At 34.2% G+C, this 23749-nt stretch carries 18 protein-coding genes; 4 read left to right on the top strand and 14 right to left on the bottom strand.

Annotation, left to right across the window (positions count from 1 at the left end; translation table 11 throughout):
- Positions 1-6: 6 nt before the first annotated feature.
- The 11 genes from MHI00_RS02125 to MHI00_RS02075 form a co-directional block, all read right to left on the bottom strand.
- Positions 7-849 carry a class C sortase gene (locus tag MHI00_RS02125; protein ID WP_341110653.1) on the bottom strand — a complete coding sequence of 281 codons (843 nt, stop codon included), beginning with the start codon at positions 847-849 and terminating at the stop codon, positions 7-9.
- 32 nt (positions 850-881) lie between these two features.
- On the bottom strand, positions 882-2738 hold the full coding sequence (locus MHI00_RS02120; RefSeq protein WP_341110650.1) for a pilin N-terminal domain-containing protein: 1857 nt from the start codon (positions 2736-2738) through the stop codon (positions 882-884).
- Entirely contained in the window at positions 2735-4258 is a 1524-nt protein-coding gene (locus MHI00_RS02115; RefSeq protein WP_341110647.1) for a pilin N-terminal domain-containing protein, read from the bottom strand. Before MHI00_RS02115 ends, MHI00_RS02120 begins: the two co-directional genes overlap by 4 nt.
- Positions 4255-8016, bottom strand: a complete 3762-nt coding sequence (locus MHI00_RS02110) for a SpaA isopeptide-forming pilin-related protein (RefSeq protein ID WP_341110643.1) — start codon at positions 8014-8016, stop codon at positions 4255-4257. The genes MHI00_RS02115 and MHI00_RS02110 overlap by 4 nt, the downstream gene beginning before the upstream one ends.
- 1277 nt (positions 8017-9293) lie before the next feature.
- A complete protein-coding gene (locus tag MHI00_RS02105; RefSeq protein ID WP_341110641.1) occupies positions 9294-9650 on the bottom strand; it encodes an MmcQ/YjbR family DNA-binding protein in 357 nt (118 codons plus the stop codon).
- A gap of 46 nt (positions 9651-9696) precedes the next feature.
- The gene (locus MHI00_RS02100) at positions 9697-10206 is read right to left on the bottom strand and encodes a DinB family protein (protein WP_010052655.1); all 510 of its coding nucleotides are present in this window, start codon (positions 10204-10206) and stop codon (positions 9697-9699) included.
- 256 nt (positions 10207-10462) lie between these two features.
- A complete protein-coding gene (locus tag MHI00_RS02095; RefSeq protein WP_341110636.1) occupies positions 10463-12679 on the bottom strand; it encodes a heavy metal translocating P-type ATPase in 2217 nt (738 codons plus the stop codon).
- A 1-nt stretch (position 12680) separates the two neighbouring features.
- A complete protein-coding gene (gene copZ / locus MHI00_RS02090; protein WP_187958024.1) occupies positions 12681-12890 on the bottom strand; it encodes a copper chaperone CopZ in 210 nt (69 codons plus the stop codon).
- A gap of 195 nt (positions 12891-13085) precedes the next feature.
- Entirely contained in the window at positions 13086-13436 is a 351-nt protein-coding gene (locus MHI00_RS02085) for a DUF2200 domain-containing protein (protein ID WP_015077573.1), read from the bottom strand.
- A gap of 48 nt (positions 13437-13484) precedes the next feature.
- Complete coding sequence (locus MHI00_RS02080) at positions 13485-14585, bottom strand: YncE family protein (RefSeq protein WP_341110630.1); 1101 nt, start codon at positions 14583-14585, stop codon at positions 13485-13487.
- A 109-nt stretch (positions 14586-14694) separates the two neighbouring features.
- Positions 14695-15459 (bottom strand): tyrosine-protein phosphatase, encoded by a 765-nt coding sequence (locus MHI00_RS02075; RefSeq protein WP_010052639.1) that lies wholly within the window; start codon positions 15457-15459, stop codon positions 14695-14697.
- 221 nt (positions 15460-15680) lie between these two features.
- Here MHI00_RS02075 and MHI00_RS02070 point away from each other — a divergent pair, with 221 nt between their 5' ends.
- Together MHI00_RS02070 and MHI00_RS02065 are read left to right on the top strand one after the other, a co-directional pair.
- Complete coding sequence (locus tag MHI00_RS02070) at positions 15681-15953, top strand: hypothetical protein (protein ID WP_341110625.1); 273 nt, start codon at positions 15681-15683, stop codon at positions 15951-15953.
- A gap of 331 nt (positions 15954-16284) precedes the next feature.
- Positions 16285-16539: a hypothetical protein gene (locus MHI00_RS02065; protein WP_229251610.1), complete on the top strand. Its 255-nt coding sequence runs from the start codon at positions 16285-16287 to the stop codon at positions 16537-16539.
- Between the two features lie 236 nt (positions 16540-16775).
- Here MHI00_RS02065 and MHI00_RS02060 read toward each other — a convergent pair whose 3' ends face one another.
- Complete coding sequence (locus MHI00_RS02060) at positions 16776-17924, bottom strand: cation:proton antiporter (RefSeq protein WP_010052634.1); 1149 nt, start codon at positions 17922-17924, stop codon at positions 16776-16778.
- 340 nt (positions 17925-18264) lie between these two features.
- Here MHI00_RS02060 and MHI00_RS02055 point away from each other — a divergent pair, with 340 nt between their 5' ends.
- Both MHI00_RS02055 and MHI00_RS02050 read left to right on the top strand, forming a co-directional pair.
- Positions 18265-19425, top strand: a complete 1161-nt coding sequence (locus tag MHI00_RS02055; RefSeq protein WP_341110618.1) for an ArgE/DapE family deacylase — start codon at positions 18265-18267, stop codon at positions 19423-19425.
- 263 nt (positions 19426-19688) lie between these two features.
- The gene (locus MHI00_RS02050; RefSeq protein WP_341110614.1) at positions 19689-21149 is read left to right on the top strand and encodes a lytic polysaccharide monooxygenase; all 1461 of its coding nucleotides are present in this window, start codon (positions 19689-19691) and stop codon (positions 21147-21149) included.
- A gap of 79 nt (positions 21150-21228) precedes the next feature.
- On the opposite strand, the gene MHI00_RS02045 is transcribed toward MHI00_RS02050, so the two are convergent.
- Positions 21229-22101: a VOC family protein gene (locus tag MHI00_RS02045; protein WP_341110612.1), complete on the bottom strand. Its 873-nt coding sequence runs from the start codon at positions 22099-22101 to the stop codon at positions 21229-21231.
- 150 nt (positions 22102-22251) lie between these two features.
- The gene (locus tag MHI00_RS02040; protein ID WP_341110609.1) at positions 22252-23748 is read right to left on the bottom strand and encodes a helix-turn-helix domain-containing protein; all 1497 of its coding nucleotides are present in this window, start codon (positions 23746-23748) and stop codon (positions 22252-22254) included.
- Between the last annotated feature and the right edge of the window lies 1 nt (position 23749).

The raw sequence follows: 23749 nt of genomic DNA, 5'->3' as shown, positions 1-23749 counted from the left end.
GCCAGCCTATCTATTTCCAACTTTTATTTTTCTAACAGTAAAGAAAATAACGCTACAAAAAATGATCAAGCAGAATGCAATGAGCAATAATTGTCCTCTATTTCTTTCATGCTCTGATTTTTTAACGTCCTCCTTCAGTTCCTCTGTATAAGGTATTCGATGTCCTCTAACCAATAGACGATGGGAATTGACCATAAACGGCGTACATGTCATTAAAGTAACATAGTCTTGCTCATCCACCACACGCAACAGTTCGATATCATCTGGTTCAATAACCGAAATTTTATCTACTTTATAAGCATGTTTTTCTTGAGCTATCGTGATAATAAACGTATCACCCATGACTAATTTGGGCAAATCAGTAAACAGCTTGGCAGTCTCTAATCCCCTATGGGCAGAAAGTACAGCATGTGTTCCCATTCCTCCGATAGGATAAGAAGTCCCTTCCAATAAGCCAGCTCCTTTTTCCAGTAATAGATCGTTGGTACCATTAAATACTGGCACTTTTACTTTAATTTTAGGAATATTAAGGTAAGCAATTGTTTGCTGTTCATAAAAATTTTTCTCTGGCTTTTCTGATTCTTTTTTCTTAGTTGAAAAAGGATCCGCACCAATCACTTGGTTATTTGCATCCTTTAACAATTGCTCATTTTTCTCTACCCACTTCTTTTTAGCCGCTTCCATCTCTGTTTCATTTTTTTTATTTGCTTGATTTTGATACGTTTCAATTAATTTATCATCAAGATAATTGTTCAAACCGTTAGAAACAAAGGGGTAAAGAACCAATAATAAGCCAAATAGAAAAAGTGCTCCAATAAAGATTGAGGATAGCTTTACTCTGCTTTTCATTATTCTTCCCCCTGTCTCAACAAACTATTAATCTAAGCTATTCTTCTCTTTACATACCAAACACCTGAAAGAATCATTGCCAAAACACCTATTCCAATAATGACATAAATTCCCATTCCACCAGTAACAGGTAGCGTCCCTTTGTGTTTATTGACAACGTTTGTTGTTAGGATTGACTCCCCATCATAATAACTATTTGCATTTACCGTGAAGGATATTCTATTGGTTAATTTTACATAACCTGTTGGAGGAGTTACTTCTTCTAGCCAGTATGTTCCTGCCTTTAGCCCAACAATATCAATCACACCTGTAGAATCTGTCAAAAATTCTCTTCGTTCACTGGAATTACCTGTCCATGTTGTTGATGTCACTTGTCCTGTCGTAACTACCTGTTTTAAATAGTTAGCTGTATTTGAATCTGATGATCGAACAATGAATGTTGTTCCTGCCAAAGGGATGTTATTATTATCTGCATCCACTTTAATAAATCGTTTACCATATGTCATAACTGATTCTGATGTTGTTGAAGCAGTTGATAAATTAGTCGTTACTGTAGCTGCATTTTCATAACCTTGCTCAAGAACCGAGGTGCCATTCAAATCCATGTTGTAGGTAAAAACAAGATTATTCTTGCCTGCCAACAATGCTTGAAAACCTGCATTTAGTTGGACTGTAAACCCAGTTGCAGTTGGTATCACAGTATAGGCACTGCTATTAATTGTTGTCGTATCTGCTTTTAGGACATAACCAGTAGATTCAAAAGTTAGTTGAGAAGCATGAGTATCTATAATTTCAAAGCTCGTATAACGATTCGTATTGTCAGAAAGCTCATCTGCAATTCCCAACGGGATGGGTACAGTAATCTTGTAAGGGATTGATTCACCAATATTGTAATCATAATCATTATTTGTATTTTTACCCGTCACCTTCGCAATAGCCATACCATCATTTTTCACCGCATCTGCTCCAGTAAATGAAGCATTTAGTGAATTAGTTGTGATTGTAAATGGATGGTTCACTGTTTGAGCATTGATAATTCCATGATTAACAGGAGCAACTACCTCTGTGAAATAATAGTCTCCAAATTCTAGACCATCTGCAAAAAATGAACCTGAAGTTATTGTAAATTGTTTTGCTAAAGCAGGATCTGTAGTCCACTCAATGATACCGTCTACTTTTAATACTTTGTAATATTCAGTACCTGAAATGCCATAATCTCCTTTTCTATGAACAATAAATTTTGCTCCATCTACAGATAAATCAGGAATTGTTGATTTCTTTTCAACGATTAGACTCCCTCTAATAACCACATTTTTAGGATATAAATGGATAGTCTGTAATTCGGTATCCCCGTATAGCAGTTTACCATCGGATGTTCCTGTCACCTCATACACAGGAAATGCTACAACCATATTTGCGGCTTTATTTGCCCCTTCTTTTGTTGTTTCAGTGACCAAATACACTAAATTTTTACCATTATCATCGACAGAGGGTAAATTGAATGATAAATAGCCATCCTCTGAACCATTTGCAGCAGTTAAGCCTGTAGCCACAGCTGTTTTCCCGCTAATATCTGTAGTTGCTACCGCCCCTTGAGCATTTTCTACTGTATTTCCAGCTGTTATAGCATCATAAAATTCTGTTGAAACATCATAAACTTTAAATTCAATTCCATTCAATCCATCTACACTGTCAAATACAGGCATTTGTTGCCCAGTATTTTGAACATTTGCTTGGGTCTCAGAAAATTTCTTTTTGTGTAAAATAATCGTTCTGGCTTCTGCTGCCTCAACTTTCACATCTAACTTTTCACCAAATCCCAATACCACTAGTAATGAAAAAATAACTAAGCCTACCAATTTATACATACTAATTCTATTCTTCTTCATTTCTTTCTCCTCCTTATCAGATAAAAAATTGTAGTACATAAAAGTATGCTTCCTATTACAATAATACTTGTAGAGATTACATCACCCATTTGTGGAAGATTCTCTCCATGTAACTGTTTTGGTACGTCAGGTACCTCTGATTCCTTTGTTATTTTTGCATTTACAATCATCAACGGACTCGTTGCTTGATCTCCTATGTGATAAGAACCCGATTCTATAGTAAAAGAGATCTCTTCATCTAGAATTTTATAGCCATCAGGGGCTTTTATTTCTACTAACTTGTAACTCCCATATGCTAATCCTTTAATAGAAAAATTACCGTTTTCATCTGATGTTAGCTGATAGGCATCGCTCTTATTACTACTCCATTTAAAAGTTCCATTTTTTTCAACCAGATAGCTTCCTTCCCAATTTTTCACAAGAAATGTTGCTAACGCTAGCCCTTTACTTTGCTCGTTCATATCTTTTTTCACAAAATGTTTTCCACCGGTCTCAACTGAAGGTGCTTCGGAAATAACTTCTGGCAGTTGGCTTCCTTCAAATAATGTGGATAAACGGACTGCATTGTCATATGGTACATCTGGTACAGCAGAGTCTGATAACCTCAACTGATAAACTACTTTCACTTTAGAACCAGCTGTAATCCCCCTTTCTCGCAAAATTTCCCCTGTAGCTTCCAAGGACAGCTTATTATTTTTTATATCCTCGATAAAAGTAAAGATGTCTTTTTTTTCTACATTGTTTATATAAACCCGAAGAGAACCTGACACATAATCCAATGGTTCATCATAGATATCTAACAATGTATATTTTGATAAATACATTGTGTTCGTAGGAATAGTCGATTCAATAACATATTCAATTGGTTCACCGTATGAAAAATTTTGCTTTTTCTCATTCAATTTTTTTGTTAACTGTACTTGATTATGAATGGAGCTCTTAGGATATAAATGAATAAATGGGTCCACTTCATTTACTTCATTAATTGGTAAACTAACAATGAAGACACCTGTATGCTCCAATTCATCCCATATAGGAGAGCTTTCTTCATTAAACAAGTACACACCATATTTCTCTTGACCCTCCACCATTACTAACTCAGGTAAACTCATCCTTGCCACACCTTCACCAAATAGTGGATCAGTTTCCGTTACCGTCTCCGCTACTTTTTTAGTATCTGTTATAAGAGTATGGGCATTTTCCTTTAACTTTATTACTATTTCGTCATTTGTTTTTCCTTCACTAGCCAGTTGCCAATACTCACTACTTACATTATAAACAGCATAAATGGCTCCATTAATCCCTTTTGAGTCCTTTAATTTTGGAGAATTTTCTTGCAACTGAACGTTCTCTTGAATAACAGGAATGTTTTTTTCATTCTGATACACCCGCTTATGAAGAACGAACGTTGCTTCTTTAGAACCTGCTTGAACTTGTTGGAAAGAGATAAACAAAGTCAAAACGATTATCACCATACTAATCATTACAAAGAATGATAAGAGGAATGTTTTTGTCTTCATTGTCTTACGCCCCCCTTTCTACATTTTCGATAGATGTAGATAAAGCTTGCGACCAACATTGCGATTGCTCCCGTAGTAATGGGCACATAAATTCCCATTCCCCCAGTTCTTGGTAGCGGCCGTTTTGGATCATTCGTCACTGTATATTGAATCGTATTGTTCCCTGACCCACTAGTTAACCCCACACTCATTTGACTATTGGTTAATACCGTTCCAGCATAATCAACTATTACTTGACCACTGGTTTTCACTTGAATCGTGAATACACCTGTGATTGGTAAATAGCCTTCTGGTACAGCTGTTTCTTTAACTGTATAGTTTCTTCCAGGAATGAGATTTTGATTAAAATCAACTTTTCCATTTACATCTGATACTTGTTTTTCAACAAAATTCCCACGATAGTAAAGTGAAAATTCAGCTCCTGCTATTCCCTTTTGTAGATTGTCTACTGCTACTTTATTTAGAGAAAGGTTAAAGTTTTTTAACTTATTTTGAACTTTTTTCTCTTCTGGAAGACCCTGCACAATGAACTCCCCATCATTTTTGTTTTTTGTAACAACAAGTGGGATATCACTAATCAAATTATAACCATTTGCGGAACTAACCTCCTTAAGCGTATAATTTCCTGGATAAATATTATTAAAAAGAACTGTTCCATTAGTTGTTGAAGTTACTTCCTGAACAACGGATCCTCCTTGTATTAAATCAAAAGTAACTTGACTTAATGGCGTAACTCCATCATTTCCAACTTTTTTAAAGCTAAACTTCCCTTTTTCATATTTATTAATAACAGTTAAATTTTGTCCAGACAAGGTATACATTTCAGCTGGCACTCCTGCCATATTATACGTAGTCGAAAGAAGAGTATCTGAAACCTTACTTACAGTTGCTTTAAAGGATGGCAAAGCTTGATAGCCATTTAAATCAGTAACCTCTGCAATCGAATGAGTCCCAATTGGAATCCCTGTAAAGGTTACAACTCCACTTGAATTAGATGTAGCTTGAATTTTCCGACCATTAGCTGCCCTTAGTTCAAATACAATATTTGGTAAGGCAGTTAGTCCATCATTATCTAATTTTTTAAACGTTAGATTGGTTGTTATTAATGCGTTTGTAACTGTTAAATTTTGATTTGAATATGTGGGAGTAGCATACCCCGTGGGTCCTGCATTTTCAATCACTTGATACGTGTAACGTTGACCGGTAGAATCAAATTTATCTAGTCCTGTAAACGTATTTTGTAACTGCGTCCCTGTGGCACTTGGCTGAATCGTATAAGTTGCACCAGACACATTCTGGTAACTCCCTCCAGGAACCATTCGTTGCAATTGAAGAGTTACTGGTGTTCTAAGTCCCCACATATTAGTACTATCTGACCAGACTTTCTGTACTGTAATACTAGTTGTTGCTTTGTATCTAGCAGACGGTATAGCGAAATGAAGTCGGTTAGCTGAATCATAGGGCGGTCCACTCATCGTAGTCCCATTTTCAACATAAGTTTCTCCATTTGTTTGCTGGAATAATCCAGATTGATACGGTTCTGAAATTTGTACTTGATAAGAAAAACTTAATCCTTCATTTTTACCAAGATAGATATTGCTCCACTCTAATCCTCTGTCTCCCGCTGATTTTGTTAGCACGACAAACTGTTTAGGATCATTTATTGATGTATCACTCCAAGCGGTTTTACCACTAGGGGCCACTGAAAATGAATTGACTATAGGATTTCCTACAAGTGTAACCCCGTCTCCTAACGGATCAATAATATGAGCATTTTTTACTGTTTTCGTAATACTTGAAGCAATTCGGGCTAGCATACCACCTACCTGATTTTGAGCATCGGCCCCAGAATAATGAGTTGGATCTTTTGCCAAATTTTTCAGCGTATTTCTTCCCATAGTTGAAAGGTTGTCTGAGCCACCAAGTCCTACTCCAATGTTATATAAGGAGAGATTAGCATACTGAGGATCTTGATTAAGCAACCAGTTTTCATAGCCTATTGTATAAACCATTCCATCTTTCGCTGAAGTCGTATCTCCTGTCCCTGCCCATTGATAGCCTGTCCACTGGTATTCAAAGTCAGAAACACCATCTGTTGCTGGAAAGCTCGGATTACCAGACGTAACCGGTCCAAATTTATTTGGGTATTTTTCATTATTTGCAATGAATGAACCATCGTAATTAAACAGTGGTCCAGAACTCACGCCAGGCGTCGTACCATTGTTTGTTGCTAAAAAATCTCCCCAGTTAGAGAAAGCACTTGGTGGGGACCCCACCGGTTTACTTCTTACTTGGACGGGCCGATAATACTTGGTTGGAGCTCCATCACTTAACACGATTAGGTATTTGTCAGCAGAATTTCTCGAACCGTTACCATACAAAGCAGCTAAGCCATTTTGTATACCTAATGCAGTTGGCCTATATCCTAACGGTGCTCTAGAAAGAACACTACTATTGTTAATAGTTGAATAAGATGCTGTTAAAAGTTCCGTATCAGAATAGGGCGTACCGCCATCACCTGCGTTACTTGTTGAGCCGAAGCTAGTCAATCCAATTTTTGCACTTAAACCAGCACCAAACATTTTGTCTGCAAAGTTTCTGACAGCCGCTTGAGTTTGAACGTCTTTTGTAGTTGATCCAAGCATTCCAGACATCGTACTGGATTTATCGATGACTATTACAATATCAATGTGCTTTGAGTTATCAACAGTACCATCACCTATGGCTTCTAGATATACATTGAATAGCGAAGGGTCAGTAATCACACCATTTTGATCTTTAGCTGGTTCTACCCATTTTTTTAAATAAGCACCTGAATAATCATGATAGCCTGTAGTGAAATTTAATGCTTGACCGGACATTGTAGAAGGTTTCGCAATAGGTGGCCTACTTCTACCTGTAATTAATGGTGTACTATCTGCAACTCCGTAATTATAATTCCGAACATCAGCTCCTTGTCCTGTAACGCTGTTGTGAGTAGGGTATTTCCCCAAAAGATCAGTGACATAGTTAAAAGGGTCCAATACACTTGGATTCGCAAATGCTGGTTGAATCAAGGAGAAAAGCGACTGACCATAAAAAGTTGGATACATGTCATTATCGTTTGCTTTAAGAACTGAAGGAGTTATATCGCTAGTAACTTCTTGTTTCTGAATGACCTTTTCTTCAAAATTTGATATATTTTTATCTTCAGCAATTTGTGAATTTCCTGTCGATTCTTTTGGAATTTCACTAGTTTGGTCAATTGTCTTTGGAATAATTTGGAAATTTCCATCTGTATTGGCATCAAGAATAATTTTGTTAACTCCATTATCATCGATTTGAGTTAAATTAAGATTAATAAGAACTTGGCCTGCTGCATCGTTTGGTAATTTTGTAGTTGAAAACTCAAATGTATATGAAGCTTCTTCCTTTGATAGTACTGCTTCTTTAAATTGATTCCCTTCACCAGCAATAATAGTATCTGGTAAATCCAATAATTGTGGTGTACCTATGCCTTCACCTTGGGACGATAGTCCTACAGAAAGAATACGATTTTCCATACTTGAATATTTTGTTATTACTAACCTCCAAAAAGTAGTTTTATCCGTCTCGTGATAATCAACTGTAGCTAAAATATCTCCCGTTTTTATCAATTCAACTTTTTCTTTGTTAAGAGATTCTGACTCAGCTTGCATAGTGTAATTTAAAAATATACCTGAAAAACTAGAAATTATAAAAGATAGAATAAAAACAAACCTAACTAATTTCTTACTCATGCATCTCACCCCTTATCATAAAGACATTTCCGAAATAAATATTGCAAATATACTAAAAACTATTTCCTATGATTAACTATTGAAAATTAATAATTTATCTTTTTCTTTCTTACTAAAATATTAATTATCATGATAAAGTAAAGAGCCATAGTAAACTGTATTTCTTACATTTACTATGGCCCTTCAAATTGTAGCGTCAAACCAAGACAACTATCATTTTTAATAAAGGCTTCGATATATAATTTTTCTTCTTAATTACTTACGCTATTCAACTACTAGCTAATGAATAATAGACTTTTTATTAGTGCTGATTTTGTATGAATTACTAGTTATTAAAGACTTAATTCTACCAAAACCACTTAAAAAATTCTCACTATATAATATCGCTTTCATAAAAAAACGAAATGATCACTACTTCACAAAACAGGGAATATTAGCTCTTTCTACTAAAAGCATGCCCTTATTTAGTGTTTAATACTTCTTTAATGCTCATATATTTCGTAAAGTATTCACAATCATATTCACGTTCCCCTTAAAATAACAAAACCATACAACTAAATCCCTATAATTTATTTATTTTTTAGAAATATATTTTTATAAAAAATATTAAAAACTATTGTTAACGACATACTAACACACTTATTTAAAATAAAGAAATGATATCACTTGACATAAATAACAAATGAACAATTCCCTTCAACCGTTATATATACGCATGATCAAAATCTGATTAATACGACTATAACAGCTCATACTCAGCAAACGAATGGATTCTAATAGTTATTTATTTGATAAAATATTCGCTAATAGACTTCCCTAAAATAAATTTGTAATGAACATTAACATAAATAATACTGCTAAAATACGCGTAGCTTCTCAAATATAATTGAAAAATAAATAACAAATAAGACAGTTAGTCTTTTGTATCTTATAATAGTCTATCTAGTAGTTTAACGACCTATACACTTATTTTAGAAATCATTAAGTTAGTGATTGAGTTAAATAAATAAAAAAGACATACCCTTATGTATATTAAAACAACATTTACTCTATTTTATAAGTTAATCAACTGTTTTATACCTTTCTTACTATAATCAATAAATTATAGTCTCTATAGAAAAAAGACATTGACAAAGTTTTTTAGAGTAACTTAGTCTATTCCTAAATAAAAACAGCATGGAAATCATTTTTAAAATGATTTCCATGCTGTTTTATATGTTAAAGTCACTAATAAAGTATACCAATTTCTAAAAAATAGTAGCAAATAATCCGCTGTTCTAACTAGTCATCTTAAAGCTGTTATCAATCATCTCTTTAATTTCTGTGAATTCTGAAATAGAATTTAAATCAATAGACACCCAATGTTCTTTATTCATATGGTATCCTGGATGATATCCTTCTTTTTGTAATAGTGCTCCTATTAATTCAGGTTCGACTTTTACATCAAGAATATCTATTTTTTCATCGCTTGCTATACCAATTTTCCTTTTGGATACATTCATAATAAGCCCATACCACTTATGATTGTCTTTATGTCTTAAAATACAATATGTTGGGAATTTTTTAAACGTCATTTCTGGTTTAGTTTGATAGTTATTTTCTACATAAGATAAAACTTCTTCTCTAGTAGTCATTTTTCACATCCCATCGTTGAACAGTTATTGAGTGATTGCAAGATAGTCATTTACCAATAACTAATCTTCTTGTATAAACTGCTTGACCAGAGTGCATCACAGCATCATCAATCGCTGATACTAAACGAATTTCACGTGTAACGGCAGGAGTCCAATTTCTATCAATAATCTCGCCAAGGCTTTCTTCGTTAAGTGTTTTTAAATAGCGAGTTGTAAATACTACACTGGCATTCAAATAATCTAGTAGTAGCTTTTTATCCGAAATTTGTACTTTAGCAGCTTCTTCTGGAGTGTGATGCCAATCTTCAGTATCATTAGGTAAATCCAATCCAAATTTTTCTGTCCAGCCATCATTCAACCACAATGGCTGACTCTTATTTAATTCAGAAATTTGATAATCAAGTTCTCGTGCAGTATGCCACATTAACCAAGTAACCGACTTAATCAAAGGAGTTGGAACTGTATTGGCTTCATCTAAAGTCATCTGACTAAGAGTATCTTCAAAACGTTCCTGAGCTCGTACTAAAATATCAACTAATAATTGTATCTGTTTCATTGCCATCATCCTTTTCATTAGTGTGAACTAGTATTATGAATCCGCTAACTCTATACATCAAAGTATATCACTAAGGTTTTATAAAAACAAAGTATTGCACTAGCTACGCTTTTGATTCATTTTCAAACTTGTTACTACATTTACTTCAGCAAATAAGCCCTAATAGTAAAACAAAAACAACATGAAATCACTCTTTTTAAGAATAGATTCCATGCTGTTTTATAAGTTTTATTTTTATTAATTTAAAATCAGTAACTTAAACTTTCGTACGATTTAAAGCTAAAGAATTTAACAATACACTCACCGAACTAAAGGCCATTGCGCCTCCAGCAACGATTGGGTTTAATAAGCCAATAGCGGCAAATGGAATCCCAATTGTATTGTAAATAAACGCCCAGAATAAATTCTGTTTAATTTTTCGCAATGTCACTTTTGATAAATGAATCGTTTTAGGAATATTATTTAAATCGCCATTCATTAAAGTAATATCTGCTGCTTCCATGGCAATATCTGTTCCTGTTCCCATCGCTAAACCAACATTTGCAGTTGCCAAAGCAGGAGCATCATTAATTCCATCGCCTACCATTGCAACAGATAAACCTTTTTCCTGAAGAGATACAACATGATTTGCCTTATCTGTAGGCAATACTTCTGCAAAAATATGTGCAGCATCAATTCCAACTTCGCTTCCGATACTCTCAGCAGTCAGACGATTGTCTCCAGTCAACATATAGACTTCGACGTGCATTTGTTTTAATTTTTGAATTGCTTCTTTAGATGTTTCTTTAATTTGATCTGCAACTGCAATCATAGCCACACATTGATCACCTTTTGCAAAAAGCATAGCCGTTTTCCCGCTACCTTCTAATGCTGTAATTTTTTCAGAAAAATGCGAATAATCACTATGATTTTCATCCATTAAACGTTTCGCACCCATGTACATAGTTTCGCCTTGAATATCACCAGAAATTCCAGATCCAACCAGCGCTTTGAAGTTCTCGACAGTCTGCTCTTCACGGTTCAATTTTTTCTTGCCATAGTTATAAATAGCTTTACCCAGAGGATGTTCCGAATTTTTCTCTAAAGCCATAATAAAACTTAATAGTTCCTCAGAATTTTCACCTGGTAGCACTTCATAATCAGTTACTTCTGGTTTTCCTTTAGTAATAGTTCCAGTTTTATCCAAAATAATGGCCTGAATTTTAGCAGCTCCTTCTAAAGCTTCGCCACCTTTAATCAAAATTCCATTTTTTGCTCCTAATCCGGTTCCCACCATAATCGCAGTTGGTGTTGCTAAGCCTAGCGCACAAGGACAAGCAATAACTAAAACAGCCACACTATGAATCAAAGCCAATTCCCAATCACCCGTTAACCAACCGGTAACAATCAGAGTACCTAAAGCAACGACTAACACAATTGGTACGAATATTGCTGAAATTCGATCGGCAATTTGTTGAATCGGCGCTTTACTGCCTTGCGCTTCTTCCACCATTCGAATAATTTGCGATAAAGCTGTCTCGCTTCCAATTTTAGTTGCTTGAAGGACTAGGGTTCCATTTGTGTTTACAGTCCCACCAAAAACAGTATCATCAACTGTTTTTTCTACTGGTAAACTTTCCCCTGTCAGCATACTTTCATCTAACGAGGTTGTTCCTTCAATAATCTTACCATCTACTGGAATCTGTTCACCTGGTTTAATTCGAATCAAATCATATAACTGAACAGACTCAATAGGTACTGTAATTTCTTCGCCATCTCGAATAACGACAGCTGTTTTAGCTTGCAAGGCCATTAATTGTTTGATAGCAGATCCTGTTCTATTTTTAGCATTGTGCTCTAAATATTTTCCAAGTAGAATCAGCGTAATAATCACAGCACTACTTTCAAAATACAAATCATGGGGACGGTTAGCAATAAAAGCATTATAAATACTCAAAGCATATGCAGCCGTTGTTCCCATTGCAACTAAAACATCCATATTAGGAGAAGCAGCTTTAATCGCTTTGTATGCTCCTTTATAAAAACGCCAACCAATAATAAATTGAACAGGTGTAGCTAGAATAAACTGAACAACCGGAATTTCAAAGAAACCTGTAATTGGATTATGCCACCCTGCCAACATAAAAATCATTGAGATAACCATTGGAGCACTTAAAATAGCACTAACTATAAAATCAATTTTTAATCTTTGACTCTTCTTCTCTTTTAACGCAGCCACTTCTTTTTGGTGCTCTTCATCGTAGACAATTGCTCCATACCCCGCCGCTTCAATACTTTTAATAATTTTTGGCAATGTTGTTTCTGCAGGATTATAGGTAACTGTGGCTTTTTCTGTTGCTAAATTGACGTTAGCTAATGTAATCCCAGATTCTTTATTTAATGTTTTTTCAATTGTTTGTGAACAATTCGCACAGGTCATTCCTGTAATTGCTAAAGTTTCCATCGTTGTTTGCTTTTTTTGTGTATTTTCCATTTTAAACCACCTCGGCTTGATAGCCTACTTCAGCAATTTTTTGACTAATTGTTTCATCAGATAATTGTTTCTCTTGATAAGTAACCGTCGCCGTTCCTTTTTTTAAATGAACTTTAACTTTATCTACACCCGCTAATTCTTGGATGCCTTTTTCAACCTTGGCTACACAATGAGCACACGTCATCCCTGTAATTTTAAATGTATTTTTCATTTTAACCGCTCCCTTTTTAGTATCTATTTTTGATTCTTTGGATTACGAATGTAAACGACCAACTAACAACAGTTTACATCTGTAATCGATTTATGTCAAGGATAAGTTTTAGGCGCTACATCATTTACTTCTAATTTCACTTTTAAAGAGACAAAAAAGCCACTCAAAATAGCATTTCAAGTGACTTTCTGATTTTTAAGTTCTTAAAATTTTTTCCATTTTCTTACCTTTCGCTAGTTCATCAATCAATTTATCAAGGTAACGAATTTTTTGCATCAATTCATCTTCAATCTCTTCAACACGATACCCACAGATAACACCTTTAATCAACGAAACATTCTCATTCATTTGTGGAGCTTCATCAAAAAATGTTTCAAAATCGACTTCCTTATCCACTTGCTCCTGTAAACTTTCTTGATTATATCCGGTTAACCAGAAAATAATTTCATCTACTTCAGCTTTTGTCCGCTCTTTTTTCTCCGCCTTTTTAATATAAAGTGGATATACACTTGCAAAGGACATTGTAAAAATTCTTGGTTTTTTCATCTTCACTCACTTTCCTTTCTTTTGTAGCATTTAATTTTAAACTATCTTTTAATCCATCAACTTATTTAAGTCAGCCCTCAAAACACGATCAACCCAAACCTTTTCAATGCCTCGATAAGGTTTAGCTGCAGATTCAAATATAATAAACAATTCATTTTGATACGTTGAAATCTGTTCAGCATGAGCTGGAAAATCACTTATTTTACTAACATCACTATCCAAAAAAACTTCCTTTTCTGCATCATAAGTGAATCTCAGTAATTTAGAATCTTTAAAAGCACCATAGGATTGAGTAATAAAAAATTGGTTCTTAAAAAAAGTAATTCCTTGTAGCTCTCTTACAACCGTATCCTTCTCATTACTTTTAACTAAATCAATTGTCGTCCGAATTCGTTGCTCTTTCGTTAACTTCCCAGCCATCTTTCCATCTTCATCCACAGGGTATGTTTCTAATCGACCTTCTTCATGATCAGCAAAATATCCCACATAAATAGCTTGATTCCAATAAGTAATAACAGATGCTCGTTTTAGTTGTGGCAATTCTACACGCTGAGAATACTCGATTGGTTGAACTTTCTGATTTAAATCATATTTTTCTAAATTAGCTAATGAAATGGCTACAATTTCAGCCTTGTCTTCATAACGCCCACAAACCCAAATATTTTTCCCCTTAGGATCATAGGTGACTCCTCCAGCGTGAGGTTGGTCTTGCAACACAATTGTTTTTAAGTACTTATGACTGTCTTTATCTAATACAAAAAGAACAGAATTGTGTTCATGGTCATGACAATAAGCTGAAATCAACACATAGCCTTCAACAACTGTCACTCCTTGAGGTGTCATAGACTTGCAATCAACTATCGCATTTGCTTCATTACTCGTAACCGATGTTGTATTCAATAAACCAGGAATTACATACATCCCTATATCTTTAACTGACTCATTTGATTCTACAGCCGCCTTAAATAAATCCGGAAAGTCTTTAAGTACATTCGCCTGCTCTTGATTTTCCGGATAAATTGCAGGTGTTTGATTTGATTCAAGTTTCACATTTGATTCAGAAGAATAATCGGATTTTTTATGATAACAGCCCATTAAAATAACTATACCAACAATGACTAACATTCCTATTTTAACTTTTCCTTTCATCTTATTTCCTCCATTCACTTCTTTCTTTAGTTTAGTAAAAAAGAATCAACTAGGCAAATTTAAAGCATTAAAAAAGACCCACATAAAAACTGGGTCCTCTTTATCTTTATTAATCTAAATAGTTATGTTTTAACGCAGCTTGGTCACTTGGAGAAACTTTCAGCCCATTTAAGATATATTCTTGAAATGAACCAAATTCTTGATCGATTGTACGCCAAGCAAATTCAAGATAATCTTGTTTGACACTCATTAAATTATTAAGTCCTTCTAATTGTGAGTCATTTAAACCTTTTTCTTTCGCTTCAGCTAAAATAAGTTGATTTGCTGCCACACGTTGGATATTTGTTTTAAGGTAATCTTGCATAATATCTTGTCGACTAACACCTAATATTCCCAACAAAATAGCAGCTCCCATACCCGTTCTATCTTTTCCAGCGAAACAATGAAATAGAATTGAGCCTTGCTCATTTTCAATCGATAAGTTCACAAATTCTTGATAGCCCTTAATTGCATAATCATTAATCACCATATCTTTATAAAGATCGTGCATTCGAGTAATTGACGCATCTGGATTTAAATTATGTAGCATTCCTTTTTCACTAGCTACATTATCTTCTTCTTTTTTCATAATGTCTATATTTGTATAGGCAACATTCTCTAATGAGTCATCTGGCTTCTCTGAAATTTCTTCGGCACTGCGTAAATCAATGATATGTTCTAATTTAAAGTTAGTTGTTAAAATGTTTGCATCCTGATTACTCAACCCAACCACTTCACCTGAACGCAAAAGACGCTTAGGTTGCAGAACTCGACCATCTCCAGTACTGTATCCTCCTAAATCACGAAAATTTACTAATGTTTTTAATTCAGTCAATTTAAATTCCTCCTTCTATTATCAATTTAATTCTCTATTTTAGTATTCCCTCGAACAAATAAAAAATATATCTCTATCTCTTAGTATAGCGAACCATTTATCCAAATTCAATATAAGAAAAATAGGGTGAAACATTTTCTGATAGACTTTACATTTTAAATAACTATTGGTATAATTAAAACAACTACATAAGATACCGCTTTCAAAAAGAAGGATTTAACATGATTTCTAATAAAAAAATGGAGAAAAAAGCAAAATTAACAACTCTTTCAATTATACTTGTATCCATTCTCACTATCACGGTTACCATCTTATTTAAATTTCCTGCTAATGCTGTACTAATCATTTATGGCTTTATTTGTTTAATTACTTTAGGAATGTACCTACTGAATGTCTATAAACATAAGGGGAAATCTGAAAGACTGATTTATCTTTTTGCTTTTTTAATTATCTTATTATTTGCTTTAAATACAATAAAAAGTTTTACTAACTAAATTATAAAGTAGACAATTTACTAAAAAAGCTTTCAACTTTACTAGGTCTAAACGGCTCAACGAACTTTTTATTCAGGCTAGTTCTTTTGATCCAACTCTTCGGAAAAAAGATGAACTTTCAAGGTGACAAAAAGCGTCACATCAAATTTCCCTATTTTTCTGCCAGAGCTAAACGGCTCAACGTACTTTTTATTCAGGCTAGTTCTTTTGACCCAACTCTTCGGAAAAAAGATGAACTTTCGAGGTGACAAAAAGCGTCACATCAAATTTCCCTATTTTTCTGCCAGAGCTAAACGGCTCAACGTACTTTTTATATAAGGAGGAAAATTTCATGAATGGTTATATTTTAAAATCTATGGAGCGGGTTGATTTTCAATTAAGCTCACAAGTGTCAATGCTCGATGAAGCGAATGAGGCTGACATAGTGCTGGCAAAAGTTGCAGAATCAAAACCAGAAATTCAATGGAAAATCGTTTCTTACGGGGAACTCCGTGATTTATTGGCAGAAAATCCGGAAAATGCTACTATTTTTCTCACGCGCTATTCTTTACCCTATAAAAATCAGTTAAAAAAACTTATCCTCTGATAACAATACTAGAAGATAGTGTTAAAGATATCCCTACAAGCAACAAAGCCATCGTAAAATATGAGAATTGGATTATCGGTATTATAGTGGCTACCTTACTTATTTTAATCACTCTCTCACTCATTAACTAACTCAAAATAAAAGTGCCACATTGCTGATTTTTCTAGCAATGTGGCACTTTTATCCTCCCTCAAATAAGAACTAATGGTATACAAGGAACTTCTCCCACTATCTCATTAATTTTTATTTTGTTGAATAATGGTGTATTTCAAGAAGAATGGCGCAATAATTGTAGTTAAAATAATGACCATAATAATAGATGAATAATACTCATTACTTAGCAAACTTGAATCCAATCCAAGCTTACTAATGATTAAAGCCATTTCACCTCGAGAAACTAAACCAGCTCCAATAATCGTTGCCGATGACCAACTAAATCCACTTAACTTAGCTCCTAATCCTCCACCAATCAGCTTAGAAAGGACAGCTATCAGCGTTAAGACTAAAATAAACGTGATGTGCTCATTAATTCCAACAAAGGTCATATTTAAACCGATACTAACAAAAAAGACTGGAACAAACAATGCATAGCTAACCGCTTCAATTTTTTCATCAATAATTTTTCTTGATTTTGTTTGTCCAACTGCAATTCCTGCGAAAAAGGCACCAATAATTGCTGCCATGCCCATAAAATCTGCAAAATAAGCAAATAGTAAACAGATGCTAATCCCTGCTGCAATCACGGCTTCTGAAGAAAGCATTTTTTCAGATAAACGCATGATCGTTGGCACAAGCCATTTGTAGGCAATAAATATAATAATAAAGAAGACAATTTTCTTCGTTAATAGCAACCATAATGGATAAGTAGCACTATTTTCATCAAACATACTAATCACAATATTTAGTAGAATAACAACTAACACATCATCTAAAACTGCTGCCCCTAAAATTGTTGCTCCTTCTTTACTATCTAATTTTTTATACTCTTTTAAAACTTGAACTGAAATACTTAACGAAGTCGCACCAAACAACAGTCCTAAAAACAGCGCATTTTCAGGAACAAATCCCCACAGCATTCCAATTGCAAAACATAGTGTAATTGGAACGAAAACACTTGATGTTGCAACAATAATAGATGGCTTCATATATTTCTTTAAAATACCTAAATCACTTTCTAAACCTGCCATAAACATTAATAAAATGACTCCAATTTCCGCAAAATCTAACAAAAATGTTGTAGGTAATACCCAACCTAGTAGTGCTGGCCCAATAATAATACCAATCAGTAGATCTCCAACTACAGATGGTATGCCCATTCTTGAACAAAAATGGCCTGCTACTTTCGTTAAAACTAAAATAATAAATAATGTAAATAAAAACTCCATCTTTCTCCCCCAAATCCTTTTTTAAATTAATCAAAACTTCCAAACAAGTATGTACTTGCTCGTGATACTTATTTAGTATAGCATATAAAAAAGCTCTCAACTATTAAAAATAACGTTTTTTATCATTATTTTTAACGCTCGTTATATTTTGTGAGTAACCACACAAAATAATTTCAAACAAAATCCTATTACTTTAAGGAAATTAGTGGAAAGTTTAGATTCTACTTTCTAAATTATGCGCTTTATTTAACTTGTTACTTTTTTTCTCTTCATTGACTCCTTTTTTTAAAGGTATATACTTATAGATAGATAAAAAAAAATAAATCAAAGGAGCAAATAAATGGATAAAAAAGAAGCAATTACCTTACTAAAAGATATTTTAAAAATTGATTCAACAAATGGCAATGAAAAAGCTGTCGCAGACTACTTAATAACCGCTCTAGACAGATATGGTATTGCCTCAGAGCAGGTTGAATATGCCAAAGGCCGTAATCAACTAATCGCCTCTCTTAAAGGCAAGCAACAACAAAATAGTAAAAAACTAGGCTTTACTGGGCACATGGATGTCGTTCCAGTAGGAGAAATCCCTTGGAAATATCCTCCTTTCAGTGCAACTGAAGAAGATGGAAAAATCTATGCGCGCGGTTCAAGTGATATGAAGGCTGGTTTAGCCGCACAAGTTGTCGCAATGATTGAATTAAAAGAGCAGGGACTACCTTTTGCTGGTGAAATTCAATTGCTAGCAACAGTCGGAGAAGAAACTTCTGCAATCGGAGCCGGTCAATTAGTTGAATTAGGTTATGGTTCTGATTTAGATGCACTAGTTATTGGTGAACCAACAAATAATTTAATTGTGATTGCTCATAAAGGGGCTTTGTGGTTACGAATTACGACTTTGGGAAAAACCGCTCACGGTTCAATGCCCAGCGAAGGAATCAATGCTGTTGAACATATGTTAAAATTATTAACTCGTTTCCAAGAAAAATTCGACTTCTCTTTAGAAGTGGATGAACTGGTTGGCGCTTCAACATCAAGTATTGATGTAATTCATGGTGGCAATGGTACCAACGTTATCCCTGATACTTGCACCGTTGAAATTGATATCCGCACAATTGCCAAACAAGATCATCAACTTATTTTAAAAGATGTTCAAACCATGATTACGGAGTTACAAGAAACGATTCCAAATTTAAATGCTACTATAGAGGTCATTAATGATTTAGAGTCTGTCCGGACAGAAAAAGATGATGCTTTTGTTGAACTTGTTTATTCCACAGTTGAAAGTGTGACTGGTAATCAAATTAAACCCTTTGGTGGGCCAGGTTATACAGATGGCTCACAATTTACGAAAGCCAAGAAAAAATATCCTATTGTTATTTTAGGACCTGGGATTGGAGAAATGGCTCATCAACCAAATGAATATGTTGAAATTGATGCCTATTTACAATCTATTGAGATTTATAAAAAATTAGCATTAAGCTATTTAACCGAAACAAACTAATTCTTTTCTGCTTGAACTGAATATAAAGTCCAATTTCTGACTTTATCTTCAGTTTTTTTATTGCTTCGTCTTTATACATAACGACAACTATATATATTTAGACACAATTTAGACATTTTATAGGACAATTTTCACATTTATATGCCAAAAAATCATTTTTTTACGCTAAATTTTACACACTTGTAAAATATAAAAGAAAACAACATAACCTTTATCCTCTATAGTTGATTAAGTAAGGAAAATGAATTATTGGAGGCAACAAAATGAAAATGACAAAATCTTTACTCATTATAGCTGCTGTTGGAGCAGGTCTAATGACGTTTGCACAACAAGCATCAGCACACGGTTACGTAATACAACCAGAAAGTCGTGCATATAAAGGAACAAATAAAATCGGCTTAAATACAAATGTAGGACAAGCACAATGGGAGCCGCAAAGTATTGAGGCGCCTAAGGGCTTTCCAAATGCTACAAACAGCCCTAAAGATGGAAAAATTGCTAGTGGAGACTTAGCAGCCTTTTCTCCATTAGATGAACAAAATCAAAACAGATGGCATAAATCTGATATTACAACCGGTAAATTAAATGTTACTTGGTTTTTAACTGCACAACATCGTACCGAAAAATGGACTTATTTCATGACAAAACAAGGTTGGAATCCAAATGAACAATTGAAACGTGACTCTTTAGAAAAAATCACAACTAAATTGGATAATGGTGCAAAACCAAATGAACTAATGACACAAGAAGTAAATATCCCTACAGATCGTTCAGGTTATCATGTAATTGTTGCTGTTTGGGATATCTATGATACAGCCAATGCTTTCTATCAAGTAATGGATGTTAACGTTAAAGGCAGTAGCGAAATCGTTGAAGATAAAGAAGCTCCAACTACTCCACAAAAACTAGCTGCAACTCACACAGCTTTTAACCAGGTTAGTTTAGCTTGGGATGCTGCAACCGATAATGTAGCCGTTACAAACTATGAAATCTTACGCGATGGAAAAGTTATTGGTGAAACTAAAGGCTTAACATTCTCAGATACAACTGTGGCCCCTAACACAAACTATAACTATCAAATTCGTGCGTTAGATGCTGCTGGAAATAAATCTGCCTTAAGTGCTAACTTAGCTGTTAAAACACCTGTAAAACCTGTTATTGATACAGAAAAACCAACTATTCCTGGTGGTTTAATGCCTCATATGACAACTGATACTTCAACTATGATTCATTGGACTGCTGCAACTGATAACGTTGGCGTAAGTCACTATCTAGTGCTTCGTAATGGCTCAGTTGTTGGCAATACAAAAGAGTTAATGTATACAGATAAAGATTTAACTCCTGCAACTGCTTATGTATACCAAATTGTGGCTGTTGATGCTGCCGGAAATAAATCTGATGCAAGTGCAAAATTAACAATCACAACTAAAGAAGCTGAAGGAACACCCGAAACAAATTGGGAACAAAATAAAACGTATGTTGGCGGAGAAGTAGTTCGTTACAACGGTTTAGAGTACAAAGCACAATGGTGGACTAAGGGAGATAAACCAAGCGCTTCTGGAGTTTGGAAACTTATGACTCCAAATGTCGTGACTGAATGGAATACTTCAATGGTATACAACAGTGGCGATAAAGTTACTTTTAATAAAGTAACGTATCAAGCTAAATGGTGGACACAAGGAGAAAAACCAGGTAACGCAGCCGTTTGGTCTGTCGTTAAATAAATTGATTCTAGAATAAAATAGGTGTACCTAAAGTGAACATTCACTTTAGGTACACCTATTTTATTTCGTCAACCTACTGCTAGGCTTCATTATAGATTCTTCTGAGTTCTTCACTATCTATCTTCATCATCCCATAGACTGCCTGCGTTACAGCAAGCGCTTTTGTTAAATTCTTTCGATCTAACATTGTATCCATATCCCTTGTAACGGTTTGCCAAGCGACACCAAATCGATCACCCATCCAACCACAGGGCATTTCTGTTCCTTTGCTAGTAATAGCTGTCCATAATCGATCAATTTCCTTTTGATTCTCACAATAAACATAAAAGGAGTTTGCCAAAGAAAAAGTAAAATCATGATCAACAGCACTATCCATCGCCATAAATTCTTGCTGATGCAAGGTGAATTTAGCTAATTTAGTCGTTAAATCCTCATTAGAATAATGTTCTAAGATCTCCCCTGATTGGAATACCTCAATCCATTCTGCTACAGCACGACTAGCATTGCCATATTGTTCACCAGAAAACATAAAGCAAGGTGTAATCTTTTGACTAGAGCTAGATTGATCTAAAGAAAACTGCCAAGATATGCCAAAACGATCTTCAAGCCAACCAAATTGTCCTACTCCTGGATAAATAGCCAAGTTCATCAATAATTTCCCGCCCTCACTCAGTTCCTGCCAAAGAACTTGAAGCTGAGTCTCTGACGTACAAGTAACCATATAGGAAATTGACGGTGTTGCCTTAAACTCTGGGCCACCGTTTAACAAAATAAATTCTTGATTCGCTAACTGAACCGATTGTGTTAAAATATCTCCAATCTTACCATGTGCATCTTCCAAAAAATACAATGTCTTTAATGGTTTCCCATTTTCAAAGACTTTTGTATACAATTCTGTCATTTCTTCCACTTGATTATCTACCCATAAACATGGTGCGAACTTATTTTTCATAAAATAATCCCCCTTTGTCTATCTGGACCCGATTCTCCAAAAACACTAGCATTAAACCATTCTTTAATCACCCATAGTATATCCGAATCCGTTTCCATTTGTCCATTATTAAGCTATTTTTAACAGAATGAAAAACCTGATTTAGCTAACTTACTCATTAGCCAAATCAGGTTTACCTTCAAGCAATAATTCAATCTGCTTTTTTAACATTCTAAAATCTTTTTCCGTTGGCTCACTATTCCATAAAAAAATTGGCAAATCAGAGCTTATATTAACTGGATAGTAATCAGATAAAATCAAGTCCACATTCAAATGTGCTTCATCAAAATAAACTTCTAAAGAATTAATCAGCTCAATCCTATTTTGAGTAAATTGTTGTAAAAATTTAGCACCTTGCTTTAATTCTTGGCTATATCCCTTTTCAGAAATAATCGTTACTCGAATCACTTTACTAATCCCACGTAATCTTTCTGAAAACTGATTCATCTGAAAAATGGATTTTAATAAGTATTGACGATTTACCTTTAAAAAATAAAAATCGGATTTTTCTTCATATTCACTAATTAAGTCTTCAACCTGTTTTACAAGTTCTTTATTTGCAAATAATTGTTCATTTTCTTCATCAGAAAATAGCTTAACAACAGAGATATCTTGATAAAGCTCGATAGCTGAGAACACGGCAAACATATCCAATAAATAAGCAAATCCAAAATAATTGGTTTTAGGATTTTCATGGAATACAGCAAACAGCTCTTTGGCAAGTTGATAACTTTCTGGTACCAATGCCTTAATATTTTTAATGCGGCTCATAGCATTTTCATAAGAAGAATAACGGAAAGGTAACTGAATAATACTGTACAGTATATTTATCCGTTCCGCTTCTTCAATTTTTTTACCAATCTTTCTTTCAAAATTTGAAAATGCATTGTTAAAATTGAATTGAGTTTGATAATATTTCCACGATTCCCATTGGCGCTCAGAAGGTTCCCCATGATAATCATTGCAAGAGCGCTGTAAATTAATAGCCACTGCTATACAAAATTGATACTCACAAACGGGGGAAAAATAAATACCTAATTCCTTTGCTAAATCTTGACTTAGCTGGGCAATGGCCTTGACATTATATTTTGAAAAAAGCCACTCTTCATCAATCAATGACGTGTGTTTAAATAATTGGAAGAATAAAAAACGGATTTGGTGTTCAGAACCTTCAATAGTAATAAACTCCCCACCAGTTACTAATTCCAATTTATTTTCTCTTAAAAAAGCGCGTATACTTTTCATTTTACTATAAACATAGGAAGTACTCATAAAATGGTCAAAAGCCCAACTTTCAATGGATACAATTTTTTCAAATAGAATGGAATAGACAAATTGGTATAAAACAGTTTCTTTCAAGATTATAGCTTTTATAAAAGCGTCATTAATGCTTTTTTTTTCTTTTAATATAATTCCATCACTACTCTTTTCAATTGATCCGTATCTGTCAATCAGATTATCTACCAATATCAAGGTGTTATTTAAAGTTGGTCTGGAACAGTTTAATTCCTTTGATAAGTCATTTTTAGTTAACGGCACTGACGAATTGTGCAATTGTCTCAATAACAAATACTGTCGACTTAACCCTTTACCAATTTCATAAGACAAC

This window comes from Carnobacterium sp. FSL E2-0243, from assembly GCF_038003605.1.
GTDB lineage: Bacteria > Bacillota > Bacilli > Lactobacillales > Carnobacteriaceae > Carnobacterium > Carnobacterium maltaromaticum.
Note: the sequence above shows the minus strand (reverse complement) of the source record. Positions and strands in the feature narration are given on the sequence as shown.